The sequence below is a fragment of the Aeromonas sp. SCS5 genome, from assembly GCF_001887375.1.
Classification (GTDB): Bacteria; Pseudomonadota; Gammaproteobacteria; order Enterobacterales; family Aeromonadaceae; genus Aeromonas; species Aeromonas jandaei.
In genome coordinates this window covers 458,537-475,592 of the sequence record NZ_LFCS01000003.1, presented here as the reverse complement: position 1 = coordinate 475,592, position 17,056 = coordinate 458,537, and the positions used below count along the sequence as shown (strand labels likewise).

Here is a 17,056-nt window from a genome sequence, read left to right as displayed (position 1 = left end):
TCGCAGGTGCGCGTGAAGGATCTCGGGAGTGTGATGGGCGAAGGGTTGGCCGACGCTGGCCTGTAGCGTGACTGGTGAGCCCTGGCTGGATGGGAGCTCAGCCAAAACAAAGCCCCCTAGATAGGAGGCTTTGAATTAAATCATGGAGGAATTTGGAGGAATTCCAATTTGAAGATAGCCAAGGTTTTCAGCTTTGCACTGTCAGATCTGACAGTCGATAAGAAGTGAATCGGATTATCTCCTCCCCTGCCCATTCGTTGAACTGCGCAAAGTTTGCTTTCATGCTGTCGATCTCGTTGACGTCAAACACCTGGGCCGCCTTGGTCACATCCCCAAACCCGCCCGTGTTGTTCGGAACAACCCCCATTAGTTGTGGCGGTACCCGATGGGCCGCCAGCTGGTCATCCCGGCTCACCCCCTTGATGGACAGGAAATCATCCTTGGCCGCAATCTCGGCCACCGGGATCAGCTTCACCGAATCCGCCTTGCCACCCGGGGTGTATAGCAGCAGGTTGCGGAAGTTGCCGGGTCCCTTGCTGTTTTTCAGCGCCGTCTTGAGCGCGGTGATGTCGCCCTCGTTCTGCAGGGCATCGCTGATGTGCAGGATGAACCCCGCATGGCTGCCGTTCTCGTAGTAGCGACGGCGAAACAGGGTGGCCGACTCGTTGAGCAGTGCCGAGTTCAGGCTGGCCACGTAATCGGGTATGCCATAAATCTCCTGATTCACATCCGCCTCCATCACATGCCCCACATCACCGGCGGGCAACTCCACCTCATCCCCAGGCCTTGGCACCCACCAGTAGCGGTTAAGGTCGAGAGAGCGGCGGGTGTACTTGGCCGGCATCTGGTCATAGCGCAGCGTGCCACCCAGCCGGTTGCGCACCCGCTGCAGGTGAGCATTGCCGAAGATCTCATAATCCATTACCAAGCCGGTAAAGGCGGCCAGGCTCAGTTTGGGATGAGGGATAAAACAGCCGCGCAAGATATTGCGCTTTACCTGGATGGCCGAGGCGTGATGCACCGCCGCCCGATAGACCCGCGCCAACCCGTGCAGGCTCAGGGGATGCTCATACCAGCGGCCGTTATGCATAGACTCCAGGTAATCGAACACCTCCCGCTGGGACAACACCGGGATAGCCTCCCCAAACGTAAACGCCTGCACACCGGCAGGCGAGTTGATCTGCTCACTCATCAGTAAATCTCCATAAAGCCGGAATTGGTGCCGGTCTGCCCCTCAAGGGGCTCGTGTAACAGAGCTTGCATGGTTGCCCAGGCAATATCGGCGTGGCTGGTCTCATCAGATCGGCTGGCCTCGAAGGTGGGCAGCTTGCCGCTTTGGGTCACGGCGCGGCGGATGCTCATAAACGCCTGGGCCAAGTCGGTCCAGCCGCTGTCGAACTCCAGCCGCCCCTTGTTCATCACATCCTGTGCCTTCATCACCATCCGCATCTTCACGTTGGGGTTGTACTGGATGGCGGTCACCGCCGGGTAAAACTGCTTCACCAGCTGATAGACCCCCTCCCCGATCCCGGTGGTATCGATGCCGATATAGGCGACGTTGTAGCGATCGCAGATGGCGCGAATGGATTTGGCCTGGGCGTCAAAGTCCATCCCCTGCCAGCGGTGGCGCTCCAACACCCGAAACTTGCCGCCCGGCACCAGTGGCGGGGCCAGCACCGCGCAGCCGGCGCTGTCACCTTTGCCCCCCTTGGCCGGGTCATAGCCGATCCACACTGCCCGGTTGGCCAGCGGCCGCAAGGTGTGAGGCTTGTAGTCCTCCCACACCAGCCAGCTGTCGACCATGCAGCGCTGCAGCGTTGCCAACGGAAACAGACTCTCGGTGTCATCCATGAATTCGCACATCAGCAGGTTGCGGTATTCATCCTCGGAATACTCACTGCGCAGCTGATCCAGGTCGAACAGGTTGCAACCGCCGCGCACCGCGTCCTCCACCGTGACGATCTGCCGCCATTGCCCATCGGCGCACAACTTGCCGGCAGACAGGTTGGCGTGGCTCAGGTCAATCTCGACCCGGTCGGCCTTGGCCTTGCCGCGGTTAAAGTTGGCGCCAGACCAGAATCCATAAGCGGGATGGGAAAGGCTGGAAGGGGTGGAAATGTAGGTCTGGCGCCACTTCTTGTGCATCGCCATGCCAGACGCCACCTTGCGGAACTCCAGAAAGCCGTGGATCCAGAAATACTCATCCATATAGATGTTGCCGTGGTAGCTCTGGGCGGTGCGGGCGTTGGTACCAAGGAAGTAAAGGTGTGCCCCGTTTGGCAGCACCATGGGGTCACCTTTGAGCTCAACCCCCTCCTCCTTAGCGAACTGGATGATGTACTGCTTGAACATGTGGGCCTGCGCCTTGCTGGCTGACAGGAAAATCTGATTGCGCCCGGTCACCAGGGCATCAATGAACGCCTCGAAGGCAAAGAAGTAAGTCGCCCCGATCTGGCGCGATTTGAGCAGGTCGCGGATCCGGTACTCCTGTCCGGCCTGATACCAGACCCGCTGGTAATCGAACATGGTCGACTCAAACCGCTCGATGAGCCGTTCTTGCTGCTCGGGCTCCACCACGTTGCGCTCGGGCGCCTTCTTCGGCCCCTTGTTGCGGTTGGCCACCTTCGGGTTGAGGTCGGCCTCGTTGCCGCCGTTGCTGTACTTGTTGACCCGGGCGATGCGCTCAAGCTGGCGACCCAGCAGGTCAATCTCCTTGAAGTCACCGCCGCTCTTGGTCTCCTTCATCACCAGCTGGATCATGCGCGCCTCGATGGCGCTATCCACCCGGTCTATCGGTTTGATGTCCTCCCAGCCGTCGCGTTTCTTCCAGGTCGAGACGGTACCCTCCGGCGTTTGCAGCAACTCGGCAATGGCGCGCAGCGGGTACCCCTGAAAGAACAGGTACATGGCCTGCCGTCTGGGGTCGAGATGGGGAAAGATGATGGGTGCTGTTGTCATGGCGCCAGTCTACCCAGCCGCTACTACCCCAAACGCCCCACTGCCAGTGTGTAGCACCACCACACACTGGCCCCGGATTGCACGATCCCGCCGCTCACCCAGACCATAACCGCGACATTACTACCCAATTACCAAAGGGATCCCAGCACATGCCTAAGTCCAAATTCTTCCGTGTTGCGGTTGAGGGGGGCACCACCGACGGTCGCGCCATCACCCGCGAATGGATTGAGCAGATGGCCCAGCGCTACAACCAGGCCACCTATGGCGCACGGGTCAATATGGAGCATATCCGGGGCCTCGACCCCAACGGCTTGTTCAAGATGTACGGCGACATCACTGCCGCCAAGACCGAAGAGGTCACTATCGAAGGGGAACAGCGGCTGGCCCTGTTCGTCCAGATTGACCCGACGCCGGAGCTGATCGCGCTGAACAAGAAGCGCCAGAAGGTCTACACCTCCATCGAGATCCACCCCAACCTGAACGAAAAAGGGGCCTACATGATGGGGCTGGCCGTCACCGACAGCCCGGCAAGCCTTGGCACCGAAATGCTGCAGTTCTGCAGCAAGGCCGCGGTCAACCCGCTGGCCGACCGCAAATACCATCCGGAGTGCCTGTTTACCGAAGCCCTCGAAACCGTCATCGAGTTTGAAGATGAGCAAGAGAAAGGCCCGGGCCTGCTGGAACGGATCAGCGCCATTTTCACCAGTCACAAGCAGCAATCGACCGCCGATTTCAGCGAGGTGCATCAGGCCGTCGAAGCCGTGGCCAAAGAGGTGACCAGCCTCGATACCGACCTGCAAACCAAGTTCAACGAACTGACAGCCCGGCAAACGGAGACCGCCAACGCCCTGGCCGACCTGACCACCCAGCTCGAGCGCCAGGAAGATTTCAGCCACAAGCGCCAGCCTGCCACCGGTGACGATGGCACCAAGCCAACCAACACCGATTTTTAAGGGACCCCGATAATGCGCAACGATACCCGTCAGCAATTCGAGCAGTACACCAGCCAACTGGCGAGCCTGAATGCCGTCAGCTCGGCCATGGTGCAATTCAGTGTCGAGCCCAGCATCCAGCAAAAGCTGGAAACCAAAATGCAGGAGTCCGTCGACTTCCTCGGCATGATCAACATCGTGCCGGTGGATGAACTCAAAGGGGAAAAGGTCGGCATCGGCATCAATGGCACCATCGCCTCTCGCACCGATACCAGTGGCGGCAAGGCCCGCGTCCCGTTCGACCCGACCGGACTGCAAAACACCAAATACGAGTGCGAAAAGACCAACTACGACACCAGCATCGGTTACGCCAAGCTTGATGCCTGGGCCAAGTTCAAAGACTTCCAGATCCGCATTCGCGATGCCATCGTCAAGCGCCAGGGCCTGGACCGCATCATGATCGGCTGGAACGGCAAACTTGCCGCGAAAGACACCGATCGCGTCCAGTTCCCTATGCTGCAAGACGTCAACATCGGCTGGATTGAGCACACCCGCAATGATGCTCCCGCCCAGGTGATGAGCGAAGGGGATGCGGGTACCGGCCATATCTACATCTACCAGCCCAACAGTGAAGCCGACACCAAAGAGGGGGATTACGGCAACCTCGACGCCCTAGTGTTCGATCTGGTCAACAGCAAGATCAAACCCTGGTACCAGGACGATACCGATCTGGTGGTGATCTGCGGTCGCAAGCTGCTGGCCGACAAATACTTCCCCATCCTCAACGAGACCCGGGACAACCAGAACAAGCTGGCCGGTCAGGTACTGGTGAGCCAGAAGCAGATTGGCGGTCTGTTGGCGATCCGCGTCCCCTTCGTCCCGGAAGACACCCTGATCGTCACCCGCCTCGACAACCTCTCCATCTACTGGCAGATCGGCGGCCGCCGTCGCCATCTGGAAGAGCAGCCGAGCCTCGACCGCATCGTCAACTGGGAATCCTCCAACGATGCCTACGTGGTCGAGGATTACGACTGCATCGCCGTCGCAGAAAACATCACGCTGGGCGCCAAACCTGCGCCTGCAGGCGGTTAAGGAGCCACGATGACACCTGCACAACGACACACCGCCCGCATCATGGCCGCCCAGCAAGGGGCGGCCAATCCCGAGCAGGATCGCGCCGCCGCCAACCAGTACGAACTCCAGCTGATGCAGTTGGCCGAGCACCGTCGCACCCTCAAGGGCATTCAGAGCCTCGAGCGCAAGATTGACGCCAAACGCACCATGCTGGCCACCTACACACCGTGGATTGATGGCCTGCTGGCCGCCGATCGCGGCGGTCAGGATGACGTCATGGTGACCGTGATGCTTTGGCACCTCGACACCGGCGATCTGGCAGGTGCCCTGCCGATGGCTGATTACGTGATCCGCCACGGCCTCAATACCCCGGACCAGTACGAACGCACCGCCCCCACCCTCATCGCCGAAGAGGTGGCCGATACCGCCATCAAGCTGCAAGAGGCGGGTAATGGCCCGTCCCTGCCATTGCTCAGCAGCTACATGAGCATGCTGGCTGACTGCGACATCTTCGACCAGGTACGCGCCAAGTTGCACAAGGCGGTGGGTCGTGCCTGTTATGCCGAAGGGCTCAAGGAGCAAGCGGCCGACCACTACCGCCGCGCCATCGAACTGCACGACAAGGTGGGCATCAAGCGAGAGCTGGAAGATCTGCTGCGCGAGATCAAAAAGGATAAAGCCGCCGCCGGCCAGCCCGCCAATGAACCGGCACCGCAGCCAGGCGCTGAGCCCCAATCCGAATCACCGCCACCCGAACAGCCTGACCCCGCCCCCGGCGAGGCCAGCTAACCGAGCGAACCCCGCACCCTGGGCGGCTCGGGCCTGACGAATGCCAGCGGCATACCAGACGGCCCGACCACCGCCCAACATGCGGCGCCACCTCACATCAGGAGCACCATGAGCACCGGATTTTTAGCCACCAACCCGACCCCGGCCGCCACAGAAGAGGGCGACATCACCAGCGCCCCCTTCTGGCCGGCGATCTCGCTTTGCGCGCTGCGCGACACCGTCCGGCTCGATGGCACCGTCACCACCGCCCGCCTCACCCATGCGGTGATTGACGCCATCACCAGCGTCAACCGGGATCTGGCCCAGTGGCGCAGCGCCCGAGAAAGTGAAGGCCACGCCACCCTGGCCGCCGTCCCCGCCGAGCCCATCAATGGCGAATCGATATACCTGCACAGCTACCGGCGCGCCGTCTACGCCATGACCCGCGCCAACCTGCTGGAGCGCTACACCGACTACAGCGCCACCGGTGACGGCATCAAAGGGGCCGATGCCAAAGAGATAAGTTCGGATGACCTCTACCGCGACGCCCGCTTTGCCATCCGCGACATCATCGGCACCACCCACACCACGGTGGAGCTCATCTGATGCAACTGCGCAGCCTGCAGGGCGACACCCTCGATCTCATCCTGTTTCGTCACTACGGCTACACCGCAGGCATCACCGAGCAGGTGCTCAACCTTAACCCTGGGCTGGCCGCGCTCGGCCCCATCCTGCCAACCGGCACCCTCATCAACATGCCAGCGGCCCCCACGCAGGCCGAAGCGCCGCTGATCCAGCTATGGGACTGACTGTCATGCGACAAAAGAGAACACCGACATGAGCCGCCTCGACGACGAACTCGAACGACTGGCCAACATCAGCGAGCAACAACTGGCTGCCCGCATCCATGCCGCCCGCATTGCGGGCACTGGCCCCCACTACTGCATCGACTGCGACGACCCGATCCCGCAAGAGCGCCGAGAGGCGATCCGGGGCTGCGAACGCTGCGCCGACTGCCAGACCATCCACGAATTTCAACTCGCCCGCCACTGCGGCAGCAAACGATAGGAGAGCACGATGCCAGAACCGATTTCCTCCAGCGCCGCAACCAGCACCCTCACCGGTCTGGCCTTGCTGTTCACCCTGCCCGGGGTGGATCCGTCAGTCGTGCTCGGCGCGCTCACCGGCGCGGTGCTGTTTATCTCGGCCGCCGAAGAGCAGGGACGCCTGCGCCGGATTGCCCTGTTTGTCGCCTCGTTTATCAGCGGCCTGCTGCTGGCCGGCTTTACCTGCCAACTGCTGGAGGTACTGCTGCCCGCCAGCGTCCAGGTCAGCAATGCGATCGGCTCGCTGATCGCCTCCGCCATGATGGTGCGCCTGCTGCAACTCATCATGCGCAATCAGGATCGGCTACTTGAAGCCTTGTTTAACAAAAGGGGGCAACCATGATCCCGACCACTCCAACCGGTGTGTTTATCTACACCGCCCTTTACGCCCTGATCTGCGCCGCCATCTTCCTGCGGGTCATGCTGTTTGACCGCAAAGGTGGCGAATATCGCGCCCTGCCCGCCTGGTTGGCGTGGCTGCTCTGCGTGCTGTCAGGCTCCATTCCGCTGCGCTTTCTGTTCGGCGGCATTCCAGTGCCAGATCCGGCCGCCTTCGGGCTCGCCCTCTTCCTGCTGTGCGCCGTGCTCAACACCCGCGGCTCGGTGCACCACCTGCTGCCCCGGGGCAAACCGTCCAGCACCGACCATGCCCGGGATATTTACCGGAGGTACCAACCATGAGCCTGAAAAAAGGCGATACCGGCACCGCTGTGGCCGACCTGCAACGCCGCCTCACCGCCGCCGGTTATCCGGTGGCAGTCGATGGCTGGTTTGGTGAGGCCACCGAGCAGGCGCTGATAGCCTTCCAGCGGGATTACATGATTGCCGCCATCGGTCAGGCGGGCCCGCGAACCCTGGCCGCCCTGCTCGGCAGTGAACGCGGCAACCAGCTGACCATCAACCACATGCAGGCCGGCGCCGATCTTCTGGCGGTGCCGCTGGCCACCATGGCTACCGTTGCCCAGGTCGAGAGCATCGGCGAAGGCTTCACCCAAGCCATGCGCCCGGTGGTGCTGTTCGAGCGGCATGTGTTCTACAAGCAGCTCACCAAACATCAGGGCAAGGCGGCCACCGACCAGTTGGCCGCCCATTACCCCAACCTGGTCAACCCAAAGCGCGGCGGCTATGCGGGCGGCGCAGCCGAGTGGGAGCGTCTGCAACTGGCCATCAGCCTGCATCGGGATGCGGCCATCGAGTCGGCTAGCTGGGGCATGTTCCAGATCATGGGCTACCACTGGCAGCCGCTGGGCTTTGCCTCTGCCAGCGACTGGCAGGCGGCCATGCAGCGCAGCGAGGTCGAACACCTCACCGCCCTGTGCCGCTTTATCCAGCAAGACCCCGCCATGCACAAAGCGCTGCAGGGGCGAAAGTGGGCGGACTTCGCCCGCCGATACAACGGCCCGGCGTTTAAGGAGAACGACTACGACACCAAGCTGGCCAAGTGGTTTGCACACTTTTCCAAGGTCTATCAGCTGCAGGAGGTGGCTAATGTGGCGTGAGCTGCTGGGCTCGCCCCTCAGCTGGTTGCTACTGGCGTTGGCTGTCGCTCTTGGTGGCTGGGGCTGGTCAGCCCGCTCGGCGGCCAAGGCCAAAGGGGACGTCACCACCCTGCAAACCAGTCTCAAGGCAGCCGAAGAGAAAACCAAAGAGGCCGAGCGGCGCGAACAGCTTAAAGAGACCGCCATCGCCACCCTCACCCGAGAACTGACCACCCAGGCACAAGCGGCGCAGCAGTTGCAGGGCCAGCTCGACCAGCTGGCGCAGGCTGCTGCTACCCGCGCCGACACCATCAAAAGGCTCAAACGTGAAAATGCCGAACTCAAGGCTTGGGCTGATCGCCCTCTGCCTGATCCTGTTATCAGGCTGCTCCAGCGCCCCGCCCTCACCGGCGCCGCAGATTATCAGGCTCACCTGTCCAGCCCCGAGCCCCTGCCAGCTGCCGCCGGCGGCGCCACTCAATAACGGCGACTTGCTCGACCAACTGAGCCAGACCGAGGCCGCCTGGGCCAGTTGCGCCGCCAAGGTCGATAGCCTCATCACCTGTCAGACACGACAACAACGGAGTGAAGATGGAAAAGCCAAAACAGATCCGTGAGGTGCTGACCCGCTGCGTGCCGCATCTCAAAATCAACCCGGACAAGCTGCACATCTTTATCGCCCCGGGCAATATCGAAAGCACCGGTGCCCGCTCCCTCTCGTTCGAGTGGCAATACCCCCTCACCATCGGTATTGAAGACTTTGCTGGTCACCCGGATCAGATCATGGTGCCGCTGCTGGCCTGGCTGCGCCAACACCAACCCGAGCTGATGACCAACGACGAGCTGCGCAAGGATGGCATCACTTTCGAGGCCGAATACCTCACCAACGACCTGATGGATCTCATCATCACCGTCAAGCTGACCGAGCGGGTCAAGGTATGGCAGAACGAACAGGGGATAGGCTGGGAACATCTGCCAGAGCCACCGGAAGACCCTTATGACGGCATCACCTGGGAGCTCTTTATCAACGGGGAACCGCAGCCATGGCCACCGACGACCTGAACCGGCTGGTCAGCTGGGCCGATGCTCTGCTGGCCGGCATGACACCGGCCGCCCGCCGGCAACTGATGGGGGAACTGGCCCGAAACCTGCGCGCCAGCCAGAGCAAACGGATCAGGGCCAACATCCAGCCGGATGACAGCCCTATGACCCCGCGCAAGCCGCTCAAGAAGCTGGCGAAAAAGCGCGGTGCCACCCGCCGCAAGATGTTTCAGCATCTGGTCAGCCCCCGCTGGCTCAAGGCAACCAGCACCGAACATCAAGCCATGGTCGAGTTTGTCGGCTCGGCCAACCGCCTTGCTACCATCCACCAATATGGTTTAAAAGATCGAATCAAAGGTTTCGAGATCAATTATCCCACTAGAACACTATTAGGCTTTGGTACCAAGGATATCCAAAAAATTGAAAACATGGTGTTGATATCTTTAGCCAAATAGAAAATAGTCAGATGAAAATCTGAAATGTGAACTTGATCAATGTTCATGTTTTACCTGTAGGGAATACATAGACAAAGTAAATTTTATGCGATATTTATATAACTTTTGAACTGTGGGTAACCTCAGTATCAACAGATAATGGTTCATAGTTTCTACAATAACAGGAGACAATCATGTCTGAAGGAACGCCAATAGACCTAGGAACAATTGGAATGGGCATACCTATTATTTATCGTGATGTTGTATCCAAAATTCTCTCTTATCACATTGCGATAGAATCAGCACTAGAAATGTACATTGAGAAAAATAACATTTCTTCTGAAAAACAATTCTTCGCTCGCTTAAGATCTGTTGAAGAAAATTCCGGCAATAATGACTGGAGCATTGAAGCATGTAAAAAACTAAATAAAATTAGAAACAGTTGCGTGCATATTGACTCTAAAGAATACAAGAACCTTCAAAAACGCATAGACATACCAACGCAAGAATTCATTGATTTTGTAAGCAAATACAATGTCAGGCATTCAGCACATAAAATGTCTAATTTTGATTGGGCTTGTACTTTAACATACCAAAGAATTTATGAGATTTTAAATTTAGAATATGATGACTTAATACTTGGAGAGTTTGCAAGACTACCTAATTCATTAGCTAGAAACTTCCAACCTATATAATATGGGTTAATACTCACAACCATTGTGTAATACAACTACACACTAACCTCCCCTCGCCTTCCCGGCCATTGCCCAAAACAATGGCCCCATGCAACCGACCCCAACCGAACTCAAACGCCTGATCGACAACCTGATCCGCATTGGCACCGTCACCGCCGTGCGCTCTGGGGAGTGTCGCGTCAAAACCGGCGAGATCACCACCAACTGGCGGCCCTACACCACAGAACGGGCCGGGGCTAACCGCACCCGCCACCGCCTGAGCCTGGGCGAGCAGGTGATCCTGCTCTCCGTCAGCGGCGATCTGCGCAATGCCTATATCGTCGGCCGCCTCAATGCTGACCAGTACCCCGAACCGTTGGCCGAAAATGACAACCCAGATCTCGACCGCACCGAATACGCCGATGGCGCAGTCATCGAGTACAACCCAAAAACTGGGGAACTGAACGCCACCGGCATCAAGTCAGCCACTATCTCGGCCTCCGTCACCATCAAGCTGATCGCCCCGCTGGTCGAATGCACCAAGGAGCTCAAGGTTGGCACCACCATCAGCGCAGGCGGCAAGATTACCGCCCCCAGCGCAACCATCGGCGGTATAGAAGTCACGACCCACAAACACAAAGACACCATGCCGGGCAGCGGCACATCAGGGGGCCCAGTATGAACTGGCTCGGCATGAATGCCGCCAATGGTCGCGCCATCAGCGCCACCGACCACATCATTCAGTCGGTGCGCGACATCCTGATCACCCCGGTGGGCTCGCGGGTGATGCGCCGTGACTACGGTAGCGAGCTCTTTTACCTCATCGACATGCCCCAGCATCAGGCCACCCGCCTGCGCCTGATGGCCGCCACCGTGCAAGCCCTTATCAACTGGGAACCGCGCATCACAGTCACCCGTGTCGATGTGCTGGGCGGCGGCATGGATGGCGCCCTCACCATCGAGCTCACCTGGCAGCGCAAGGATGGCGGCACGCCCGACTCCAAAACAGAAAGTGCCTCCATAACCATCCCCACAGGAGCCGCCAGTTGAGCACCATTACCCTCTCCCAACTGCCACAACCCGACGTGATCGAACTACTCGATTACGAGACCATCCTCGCCGAGCGCAAAGCCTATTTAGTCAGCCTCTACCCGGCAGACCAGCAAGCCAGCGTCACCGCCACCTTGGCGCTCGAATCCGAGCCCATCACAAAGCTGCTGCAGGAGAATGCTTATCGGGAGCTGATCTTGCGCCAGCGCATCAACGATGCCGCCGTGGCCAATATGCTGGCGTGGGCCAAGGGGAGCGACCTCGATAATCTGGTGGCCAACTGGAATGTGCAACGCCTCACCATCCGGCAAAGTGACCCGAGTGCCACTCCGCCGGTACCAGAAATCATGGAGGATGATGAAGCGCTGATCCTGCGTGCCCTGATGGCGTGGGATGGTCTCAGCGTAGCCGGCCCGACCGGGGCCTATGAGTATTTCGCCCTCTCGGCTGATGGCAAGGTGGCAGACGCCAAAGGCTCCAGCCCATCGGGCGCCGTGGCCATCGTCACCATCCTCAGCACTGAGGGGGACGGCACCGCCGACGCAGCGCTGATTGCCAAGGTCGACAAAGCCCTGAGCCACGAAGACAAGCGCCCGGTGGGCGACCGCCTTACCGTGCAAAGCGCGGGCATTCTTCACTACACCATCACCGCTCGGTTGCACGTCAGCAGCCAGGGCGCCGAAGCAGAGGTGATCTTGCAGACCGCCCGCGACCGGCTCGCCGCCTTTATCAACCCACGCCGACGCATCGGGGTCGAAGTCCCCCGTTCTGCCATCGATGCAGCCCTACATGTGCAGGGGGTCAGCAAGGTCGACCTGATCGACTGGGCCGATATCACCCCCAGCCCAACCCAGGCCGCCTACTGCACCGCCTTCACCGTGGAGCTGGCCGCATGAATACCCTGTTGCCGCCCAGCACCAGCCGCTCCGAGCGCAATCTGGCCGCCACCGGTGATCAAGCGATGCAGTTACCGATCCCGTTTCGCTCGCTCTGGTCACCATGGACCTGCCCCGCCCACCTGCTGCCCTATCTGGCAGCCAGCTGGAGCGTCGATCGCTGGGATGACAAGTGGCCAGAGTCCACCAAGCGCCAGGTGATCGCCAACAGCTACTTCGTCCACAGCCGCAAGGGCACCATCGGAGCCATCCGCCGGGTGGTGGAACCGCTCGGCTATCTGATCCGGGTGCTGGAGTGGTGGCAAGAGATCCCGTACGCCACCCCGGGCACCTTCAAGCTAGATATCGGAGTGCTCGACACGGGCATCACCGAAGCCATGTATCAGGAGCTTGAACGGCTTATCGCCGACGCCAAACCCATGACCCGCCATCTGACGGGGCTGGCCATCAGCATGGAAACCCGTGGCCCGCTATATCTGGGGGCCGCCTGCTACCTGGGCGACGAGCTGACCATCTACCCCTACAGCCCCGAGGCCATCGAGATCCATGGCCAGCAGTGGCACGGCGGCGCGCTGCACACCCTCGACACCCTGACCATTCACCCGCAACAGACAGGAGGTGCCAGTTAATGAGCGCCATCTATTTCGCCATCCCCACCCATGCGGGACAGGCCAAAATCGCCAACGCCATCGCGCTGGGCGTACCGCTCAAAATCACCCAGATGGCGGTGGGCGACGGCAACGGCCAGCCGGTCACCCCGAACCCGGCACAGACCGCCCTGGTGCGGGAACAACGCCGCGCGCCTCTCAATACCTTGTTTCAAGACCCACTCAACCCGGCTCAGCTGGTAGCAGAGCAGCTCATTCCCGAGAACGTCGGCGGATGGTGGATCCGCGAGGTGGGCCTGTTCGATGACTCTGGCGCTCTGATCGCCATTGCCAACAGCCCGGACACCTACAAGCCCCAACTGTCGGAAGGTTCTGGCCGCACCCAGACCATCCGCATGGTGCTGATCGTCAGCGATACCAGCGCCGTCGAGCTCAAGATTGATCCGTCCGTGGTGCTGGCAACCCGCAAATATGTCGATGACGTGATGAAGGCGCACAAGGAGAGCCGCGATCACCCTGACGCCACCGAACTGGAAAAAGGATTTACCCAGTACGCCAACCTGCAAAAAGCGCTGGCAGGTGAAGACAATCTCGCTGTAACACCAAAAGTGATGAAGGCCGTGCTGGCGGCACTTGGCCTGACCAAATACGGCGCACCGATGATTGGTGTGCCTATCGACTGGCCGCTGGCACAGATGCCACAGGACATCTGGCCAGATTGCGGCATGGTGTTTTTGTCGTGTGCAGGGCAGGGGTTTAATAAAACAACGTACCCGTTCGCGGCTCAGCTTTACCCCAGCGGCGTGATGCCTGAACTTCGCGCCGAGTTTATCCGTGGGTGGGATAACGGAAGAGGTGTGGATCCTGGCCGCCAACTGTTGAGTTACCAGGCGGCAACGCAACTGCCATCCATTTACACTTATGCGGCCAGTGCCACATCTGGTGTTTTAGTTACGCCCCCTATTAACTCCTATCAGGGGGCGTATCCGATAGACAAACAAGCCACTGACTACGAAACCACGACAGTAGGCTCAGGGCAATACTTCACAACCTCTCAGCAATTGACGCCGAATGGCAGTTCTGGACTTGCAACATTCCGCGTCCGCTCTCGCAGCGCGGCGTTTCACAAAATTATGAGGGTCGGGTAATGACTGAGCATAACAACGAGCAGAGAGCCACATGGGGTGATGATGGGTGGGCAGAGACAAGCGGCTATACCATGGCCTATATCGCAGCCCCTGAAACTGCGGAGTATCTTGGGCAGTCTGATGTGTGGGTATCGGAGGGAACTGGCCTGCCAGCAGGCGCCTATCACGATGCACCACCTGCCAGCGCAGAAGGTAAAGCCATTGTGCGGCTGGACACGGGATGGCAGCTCGTAACAGACTTGCGCGGCGTCGTAGTGTATGACAAATCGACAGGTCAACCTGTCACTGTCAACGCAATCGGGGAGCTGCTGGAGCAGTACACGCTGCTAGAACCGTCCTCCCCCTATGACAAGTGGACCAATGATGGCTGGGTCAAAGATGAAACTGCTGAACAGCAAGCCAAGCTGCAAGCAGCCCAGACCGAGCAATCAGCCAGAATAGCCAATGCCAACCAACAAATTGCCATCATCAAGCCAGCTGTCGATGGCGGCTACGCCAAGCCGGAGCACACCCAGCTGCTGGCCGACTGGCAACGCTACCGCTACGAGCTGACGCTGGTGCCAGAACAACCAGGCTGGCCTGAGAAGCCACAATGGCCAACCGAACCGGAAAAGGTCATCTGACCAACCACCACCCCGCCATGTGCGGGGTGTTTCGTTACTGCCGCCCATAACCCCATTGTCACCGCCCATCCAGTGTATCCAAGCCAGATACACTGGCCGCCGCTCGCCTGCGATCCCCTGCCCCTGCATCCTGACCCTGTTCACATCACCTGCATTACCTACGCAAAGAATGCTCCGTCCGGACAACAGGAGAACCTATGGCACTGGACCAATTCCACCACGGCGTGCGCGTCGTCGAAGCGACCGAGGGTACCCGTACCATCCGCACCGTCGCCACGGCGGTGATCGGCATGGTCTGCACCAGCGAAGACGCCGACGCCACCTACTTCCCCCTCGACAAGCCTGTGCTGATCGCCAACCTGCCAGCGGCCATCGCCAAGGCAGGCAGCGAGGGGAACCTGAAACGCTCGCTGCAAACCATCTATGACACCGTCAACACCATCGTTATCGCCGTGCGCGTGGCTAAAGGCGCGGATGCAGCAGCCCTCACCAGCAACATCATCGGCACCATCAAGCCCGATGGTAGCTACACCGGCCTCAAAGCACTGGAGCGGGCCACCCCGGCTACCGGCGTCAAGCCGCGCATCCTCTGCGTGCCGGACAACTGTACCCTGCCGGTGTCCACTGCGCTGGCGGGCATGGCCAAGAAGCTGCGCGCCTTTGCTTATGTACCGACCATCGCCGAGACCGTCGAGGCTGCGCTGGCCTACCGTGAAAATGTCTCCAGCCGTGAGCTGATGCTGGTGCATGCCGACTGGACGGCGTGGGACATTGCCACCAATGCCAGCATCAAGCTCGATGCCTGCCTCAAGGCCGCAGCCATGAGGGCGCTCATCGACAAAGAGATTGGCTGGCACAAGACCCTGTCGAACGTCGGTGTGACCGGGGTCGATGGCATCACCAAAAACCTGTTCTGGGATCTGCAAGACCCCGACACCGAGGTCGGCCTGCTCAACGCCAACGAAGTCACCGCCCTGATCCGCTCTGACGGCTTTCGCTACTGGGGCAACCGCACCTGCTCAGACGATCCCCTGTTCGCCTTCGAGAACTACACCCGCACCGCCCAGATCCTGGCTGACACCATGGCAGAGGCCCACATGTGGGCCAACGACAAGCCGCTGCACCCTTCCCTGGTCAAAGACATCGTCGAAGGGATCAAGGCCAAGGGGCGCGAGCTGGTGAACGGCGGTTATCTGCTCGGGTTTGACTGCTGGTACAACGAGGAGCTCAACGACAAGGACACCCTCAAGGCGGGCAAGCTGCGCATTGATTACAACTACACCCCGGTGCCGCCACTCGAAGACCTCGGTTTCATCCAGCGCATCACCGACCACTACCTGATCGACTTCGGCGCCCGCGTCGCGGCCGCAGCATAAGGAGCCACCATGGCACTGCCACGCAAACTCAAACGCCTGAACGTCTTTCTCAACGGCGAGAACTGGGTGGGTGAAGCGGAAGATTTCACCCCGGCCAAATTGACTCGCAAGTTTGAAGCCTATCGCGGCGGCGGCATGGGCGGCGCCGTCAACATCGATATGGGCCTCGATGACAGCGCCCTCGATGTCTCGTTCACCTTCGGCGGCTATGGCGAGCCCCTGCTGCGCTGCATGGGGGAACCCAAGGCCGACGGCACCATGGTGCGCTTTGCCGGCTCGGTGCAGGGCGACGACACCGCCGAGGTGGTACCCGTCGAGATCATCTGCCGTGGCCGCTTCAAAGAGCTCGACCGCGGCACCCTCAAGGCCGGTGACAACTCCCAGGCCAAGGTCGGCATGGTCAACACCTACTACAAGGAGACCATCAACGGTCAGGTGATCCATGAAATCGACCTCATCAACATGATTGAGATCGGCCCCGATGGCGTCGACCGCATGGCCGAACACCGTAAAGCCCTCGGCCTATAACCCCTTCCCTCATCCAATGGGCGGTCCTTATCCAACCAATAAGTGCCGCCCTCACCACATCACCAGGAACCGACACCATGGAAAACAAAACCGTTACCCTCGACCAAGCCATCCAGCGCGGCGACACTACCCTCACCGAGATCCAGCTGCGCAAGCCCAAGGCGGGCGAAATGCGCGGCCTCAATATGACCGATGTGGTGCAGATGGACGTCAACGCCCTCACCAAACTGCTGCCCCGCATCACCACCCCCATGTTGACCGAAGCCGAGATTGGCAACATGGATCCGGCTGACCTGATGCAACTGGGCAGCGAGGTAAGCGCTTTTTTGGTACCGAAGAGAATGGCCTACCTCATTGCGTAG

At 59.9% G+C, this 17,056-nt stretch carries 25 protein-coding genes; 23 read left to right on the top strand and 2 right to left on the bottom strand.

Annotation, left to right across the window (positions count from 1 at the left end):
- Window positions 1-187: 187 nt before the first annotated feature.
- Both BS300_RS05290 and BS300_RS05285 read right to left on the bottom strand, forming a co-directional pair.
- Window positions 188-1,192: a phage portal protein gene (locus BS300_RS05290; RefSeq protein WP_071911245.1), complete on the bottom strand. Its 1,005-nt coding sequence runs from the start codon at window positions 1,190-1,192 to the stop codon at window positions 188-190.
- Window positions 1,192-2,958: a terminase ATPase subunit family protein gene (locus BS300_RS05285; RefSeq protein WP_058056121.1), complete on the bottom strand. Its 1,767-nt coding sequence runs from the start codon at window positions 2,956-2,958 to the stop codon at window positions 1,192-1,194. Before BS300_RS05285 ends, BS300_RS05290 begins: the two co-directional genes overlap by 1 nt.
- 149 nt (window positions 2,959-3,107) lie before the next feature.
- On the opposite strand from BS300_RS05285, the gene BS300_RS05280 reads away from it, so the two are divergent.
- The 23 genes from BS300_RS05280 (at window position 3,108) to BS300_RS05180 (ending at window position 17,056) form a co-directional block, all read left to right on the top strand.
- Window positions 3,108-3,911, top strand: coding sequence for a GPO family capsid scaffolding protein (locus tag BS300_RS05280; RefSeq protein ID WP_071911243.1), 804 nt, complete (start codon window positions 3,108-3,110; stop codon window positions 3,909-3,911).
- Between the two features lie 12 nt (window positions 3,912-3,923).
- Window positions 3,924-4,982: a phage major capsid protein, P2 family gene (locus BS300_RS05275; RefSeq protein WP_071911241.1), complete on the top strand. Its 1,059-nt coding sequence runs from the start codon at window positions 3,924-3,926 to the stop codon at window positions 4,980-4,982.
- A 9-nt stretch (window positions 4,983-4,991) separates the two neighbouring features.
- Window positions 4,992-5,753 (top strand): phage terminase small subunit, encoded by a 762-nt coding sequence (gene gpM / locus BS300_RS05270; protein WP_071911240.1) that lies wholly within the window; start codon window positions 4,992-4,994, stop codon window positions 5,751-5,753.
- A 108-nt stretch (window positions 5,754-5,861) separates the two neighbouring features.
- Window positions 5,862-6,338, top strand: coding sequence for a head completion/stabilization protein (locus BS300_RS05265; RefSeq protein WP_071911238.1), 477 nt, complete (start codon window positions 5,862-5,864; stop codon window positions 6,336-6,338).
- A complete protein-coding gene (locus BS300_RS05260) occupies window positions 6,338-6,541 on the top strand; it encodes a tail protein X (protein ID WP_071911236.1) in 204 nt (67 codons plus the stop codon). Before BS300_RS05265 ends, BS300_RS05260 begins: the two co-directional genes overlap by 1 nt.
- Before the next feature lie 28 nt (window positions 6,542-6,569).
- Complete coding sequence (locus BS300_RS05255) at window positions 6,570-6,800, top strand: TraR/DksA C4-type zinc finger protein (RefSeq protein ID WP_019445413.1); 231 nt, start codon at window positions 6,570-6,572, stop codon at window positions 6,798-6,800.
- A 9-nt stretch (window positions 6,801-6,809) separates the two neighbouring features.
- Window positions 6,810-7,181, top strand: coding sequence for a putative holin (locus BS300_RS05250; RefSeq protein ID WP_071911234.1), 372 nt, complete (start codon window positions 6,810-6,812; stop codon window positions 7,179-7,181).
- Window positions 7,178-7,519: a phage holin family protein gene (locus BS300_RS05245; protein ID WP_083593387.1), complete on the top strand. Its 342-nt coding sequence runs from the start codon at window positions 7,178-7,180 to the stop codon at window positions 7,517-7,519. Before BS300_RS05250 ends, BS300_RS05245 begins: the two co-directional genes overlap by 4 nt.
- Window positions 7,516-8,337 carry an N-acetylmuramidase family protein gene (locus tag BS300_RS05240; RefSeq protein ID WP_071911232.1) on the top strand — a complete coding sequence of 274 codons (822 nt, stop codon included), beginning with the start codon at window positions 7,516-7,518 and terminating at the stop codon, window positions 8,335-8,337. Before BS300_RS05245 ends, BS300_RS05240 begins: the two co-directional genes overlap by 4 nt.
- The gene (gene lysB, locus BS300_RS05235; RefSeq protein ID WP_071911230.1) at window positions 8,327-8,800 is read left to right on the top strand and encodes an Rz-like lysis system protein LysB; all 474 of its coding nucleotides are present in this window, start codon (window positions 8,327-8,329) and stop codon (window positions 8,798-8,800) included. Before BS300_RS05240 ends, lysB begins: the two co-directional genes overlap by 11 nt.
- Window positions 8,685-8,933, top strand: a complete 249-nt coding sequence (gene lysC / locus BS300_RS21485; RefSeq protein WP_239693800.1) for an Rz1-like lysis system protein LysC — start codon at window positions 8,685-8,687, stop codon at window positions 8,931-8,933. The genes lysB and lysC overlap by 116 nt, the downstream gene beginning before the upstream one ends.
- Window positions 8,908-9,378 carry a phage tail protein gene (locus BS300_RS05230; RefSeq protein WP_071911228.1) on the top strand — a complete coding sequence of 157 codons (471 nt, stop codon included), beginning with the start codon at window positions 8,908-8,910 and terminating at the stop codon, window positions 9,376-9,378. Before lysC ends, BS300_RS05230 begins: the two co-directional genes overlap by 26 nt.
- Entirely contained in the window at window positions 9,360-9,812 is a 453-nt protein-coding gene (locus BS300_RS05225) for a phage virion morphogenesis protein (protein ID WP_071911226.1), read from the top strand. The genes BS300_RS05230 and BS300_RS05225 overlap by 19 nt, the downstream gene beginning before the upstream one ends.
- A gap of 173 nt (window positions 9,813-9,985) precedes the next feature.
- Entirely contained in the window at window positions 9,986-10,486 is a 501-nt protein-coding gene (locus tag BS300_RS21005; RefSeq protein ID WP_143241702.1) for a hypothetical protein, read from the top strand.
- 88 nt (window positions 10,487-10,574) lie between these two features.
- A complete protein-coding gene (locus BS300_RS05220) occupies window positions 10,575-11,147 on the top strand; it encodes a phage baseplate assembly protein V (protein ID WP_071911224.1) in 573 nt (190 codons plus the stop codon).
- The gene (locus BS300_RS05215; protein WP_071911222.1) at window positions 11,144-11,515 is read left to right on the top strand and encodes a GPW/gp25 family protein; all 372 of its coding nucleotides are present in this window, start codon (window positions 11,144-11,146) and stop codon (window positions 11,513-11,515) included. The genes BS300_RS05220 and BS300_RS05215 overlap by 4 nt, the downstream gene beginning before the upstream one ends.
- Window positions 11,512-12,411, top strand: a complete 900-nt coding sequence (locus tag BS300_RS05210; protein ID WP_071911221.1) for a baseplate J/gp47 family protein — start codon at window positions 11,512-11,514, stop codon at window positions 12,409-12,411. The genes BS300_RS05215 and BS300_RS05210 overlap by 4 nt, the downstream gene beginning before the upstream one ends.
- The gene (locus BS300_RS05205) at window positions 12,408-13,040 is read left to right on the top strand and encodes a phage tail protein I (protein ID WP_071911219.1); all 633 of its coding nucleotides are present in this window, start codon (window positions 12,408-12,410) and stop codon (window positions 13,038-13,040) included. The genes BS300_RS05210 and BS300_RS05205 overlap by 4 nt, the downstream gene beginning before the upstream one ends.
- Window positions 13,040-14,167, top strand: a complete 1,128-nt coding sequence (locus BS300_RS21480) for a phage tail protein (protein WP_071911216.1) — start codon at window positions 13,040-13,042, stop codon at window positions 14,165-14,167. The genes BS300_RS05205 and BS300_RS21480 overlap by 1 nt, the downstream gene beginning before the upstream one ends.
- Window positions 14,167-14,790: a tail fiber assembly protein gene (locus BS300_RS05195; protein WP_071911215.1), complete on the top strand. Its 624-nt coding sequence runs from the start codon at window positions 14,167-14,169 to the stop codon at window positions 14,788-14,790. The genes BS300_RS21480 and BS300_RS05195 overlap by 1 nt, the downstream gene beginning before the upstream one ends.
- A gap of 203 nt (window positions 14,791-14,993) precedes the next feature.
- The gene (locus BS300_RS05190) at window positions 14,994-16,166 is read left to right on the top strand and encodes a phage tail sheath protein (protein WP_345769573.1); all 1,173 of its coding nucleotides are present in this window, start codon (window positions 14,994-14,996) and stop codon (window positions 16,164-16,166) included.
- A gap of 9 nt (window positions 16,167-16,175) precedes the next feature.
- Entirely contained in the window at window positions 16,176-16,694 is a 519-nt protein-coding gene (locus BS300_RS05185; protein WP_019445429.1) for a phage major tail tube protein, read from the top strand.
- A gap of 77 nt (window positions 16,695-16,771) precedes the next feature.
- Window positions 16,772-17,056 carry a phage tail assembly protein gene (locus tag BS300_RS05180; protein ID WP_019445430.1) on the top strand — a complete coding sequence of 95 codons (285 nt, stop codon included), beginning with the start codon at window positions 16,772-16,774 and terminating at the stop codon, window positions 17,054-17,056.

What these genes read in the sequence shown, in the direction of transcription:
- BS300_RS05290 (WP_071911245.1), bottom strand. Translation starts at nt 1,192, where the DNA reads ATGAGTGAGCAGATCAACTCGCCTGCCGGTGTGCAGGCGTTTACGTTT.
- BS300_RS05285 (WP_058056121.1), bottom strand. Translation starts at nt 2,958, where the DNA reads ATGACAACAGCACCCATCATCTTTCCCCATCTCGACCCCAGACGGCAG.
- BS300_RS05280 (WP_071911243.1), top strand. Translation starts at nt 3,108, where the DNA reads ATGCCTAAGTCCAAATTCTTCCGTGTTGCGGTTGAGGGGGGCACCACC.
- BS300_RS05275 (WP_071911241.1), top strand. Translation starts at nt 3,924, where the DNA reads ATGCGCAACGATACCCGTCAGCAATTCGAGCAGTACACCAGCCAACTG.
- gpM (WP_071911240.1), top strand. Translation starts at nt 4,992, where the DNA reads ATGACACCTGCACAACGACACACCGCCCGCATCATGGCCGCCCAGCAA.
- BS300_RS05265 (WP_071911238.1), top strand. Translation starts at nt 5,862, where the DNA reads ATGAGCACCGGATTTTTAGCCACCAACCCGACCCCGGCCGCCACAGAA.
- BS300_RS05260 (WP_071911236.1), top strand. Translation starts at nt 6,338, where the DNA reads ATGCAACTGCGCAGCCTGCAGGGCGACACCCTCGATCTCATCCTGTTT.
- BS300_RS05255 (WP_019445413.1), top strand. Translation starts at nt 6,570, where the DNA reads ATGAGCCGCCTCGACGACGAACTCGAACGACTGGCCAACATCAGCGAG.
- BS300_RS05250 (WP_071911234.1), top strand. Translation starts at nt 6,810, where the DNA reads ATGCCAGAACCGATTTCCTCCAGCGCCGCAACCAGCACCCTCACCGGT.
- BS300_RS05245 (WP_083593387.1), top strand. Translation starts at nt 7,178, where the DNA reads ATGATCCCGACCACTCCAACCGGTGTGTTTATCTACACCGCCCTTTAC.
- BS300_RS05240 (WP_071911232.1), top strand. Translation starts at nt 7,516, where the DNA reads ATGAGCCTGAAAAAAGGCGATACCGGCACCGCTGTGGCCGACCTGCAA.
- lysB (WP_071911230.1), top strand. Translation starts at nt 8,327, where the DNA reads ATGTGGCGTGAGCTGCTGGGCTCGCCCCTCAGCTGGTTGCTACTGGCG.
- BS300_RS05230 (WP_071911228.1), top strand. Translation starts at nt 8,908, where the DNA reads ATGGAAAAGCCAAAACAGATCCGTGAGGTGCTGACCCGCTGCGTGCCG.
- BS300_RS05225 (WP_071911226.1), top strand. Translation starts at nt 9,360, where the DNA reads ATGGCCACCGACGACCTGAACCGGCTGGTCAGCTGGGCCGATGCTCTG.
- BS300_RS21005 (WP_143241702.1), top strand. Translation starts at nt 9,986, where the DNA reads ATGTCTGAAGGAACGCCAATAGACCTAGGAACAATTGGAATGGGCATA.
- BS300_RS05220 (WP_071911224.1), top strand. Translation starts at nt 10,575, where the DNA reads ATGCAACCGACCCCAACCGAACTCAAACGCCTGATCGACAACCTGATC.
- BS300_RS05215 (WP_071911222.1), top strand. Translation starts at nt 11,144, where the DNA reads ATGAACTGGCTCGGCATGAATGCCGCCAATGGTCGCGCCATCAGCGCC.
- BS300_RS05205 (WP_071911219.1), top strand. Translation starts at nt 12,408, where the DNA reads ATGAATACCCTGTTGCCGCCCAGCACCAGCCGCTCCGAGCGCAATCTG.
- BS300_RS21480 (WP_071911216.1), top strand. Translation starts at nt 13,040, where the DNA reads ATGAGCGCCATCTATTTCGCCATCCCCACCCATGCGGGACAGGCCAAA.
- BS300_RS05195 (WP_071911215.1), top strand. Translation starts at nt 14,167, where the DNA reads ATGACTGAGCATAACAACGAGCAGAGAGCCACATGGGGTGATGATGGG.
- BS300_RS05185 (WP_019445429.1), top strand. Translation starts at nt 16,176, where the DNA reads ATGGCACTGCCACGCAAACTCAAACGCCTGAACGTCTTTCTCAACGGC.
- BS300_RS05180 (WP_019445430.1), top strand. Translation starts at nt 16,772, where the DNA reads ATGGAAAACAAAACCGTTACCCTCGACCAAGCCATCCAGCGCGGCGAC.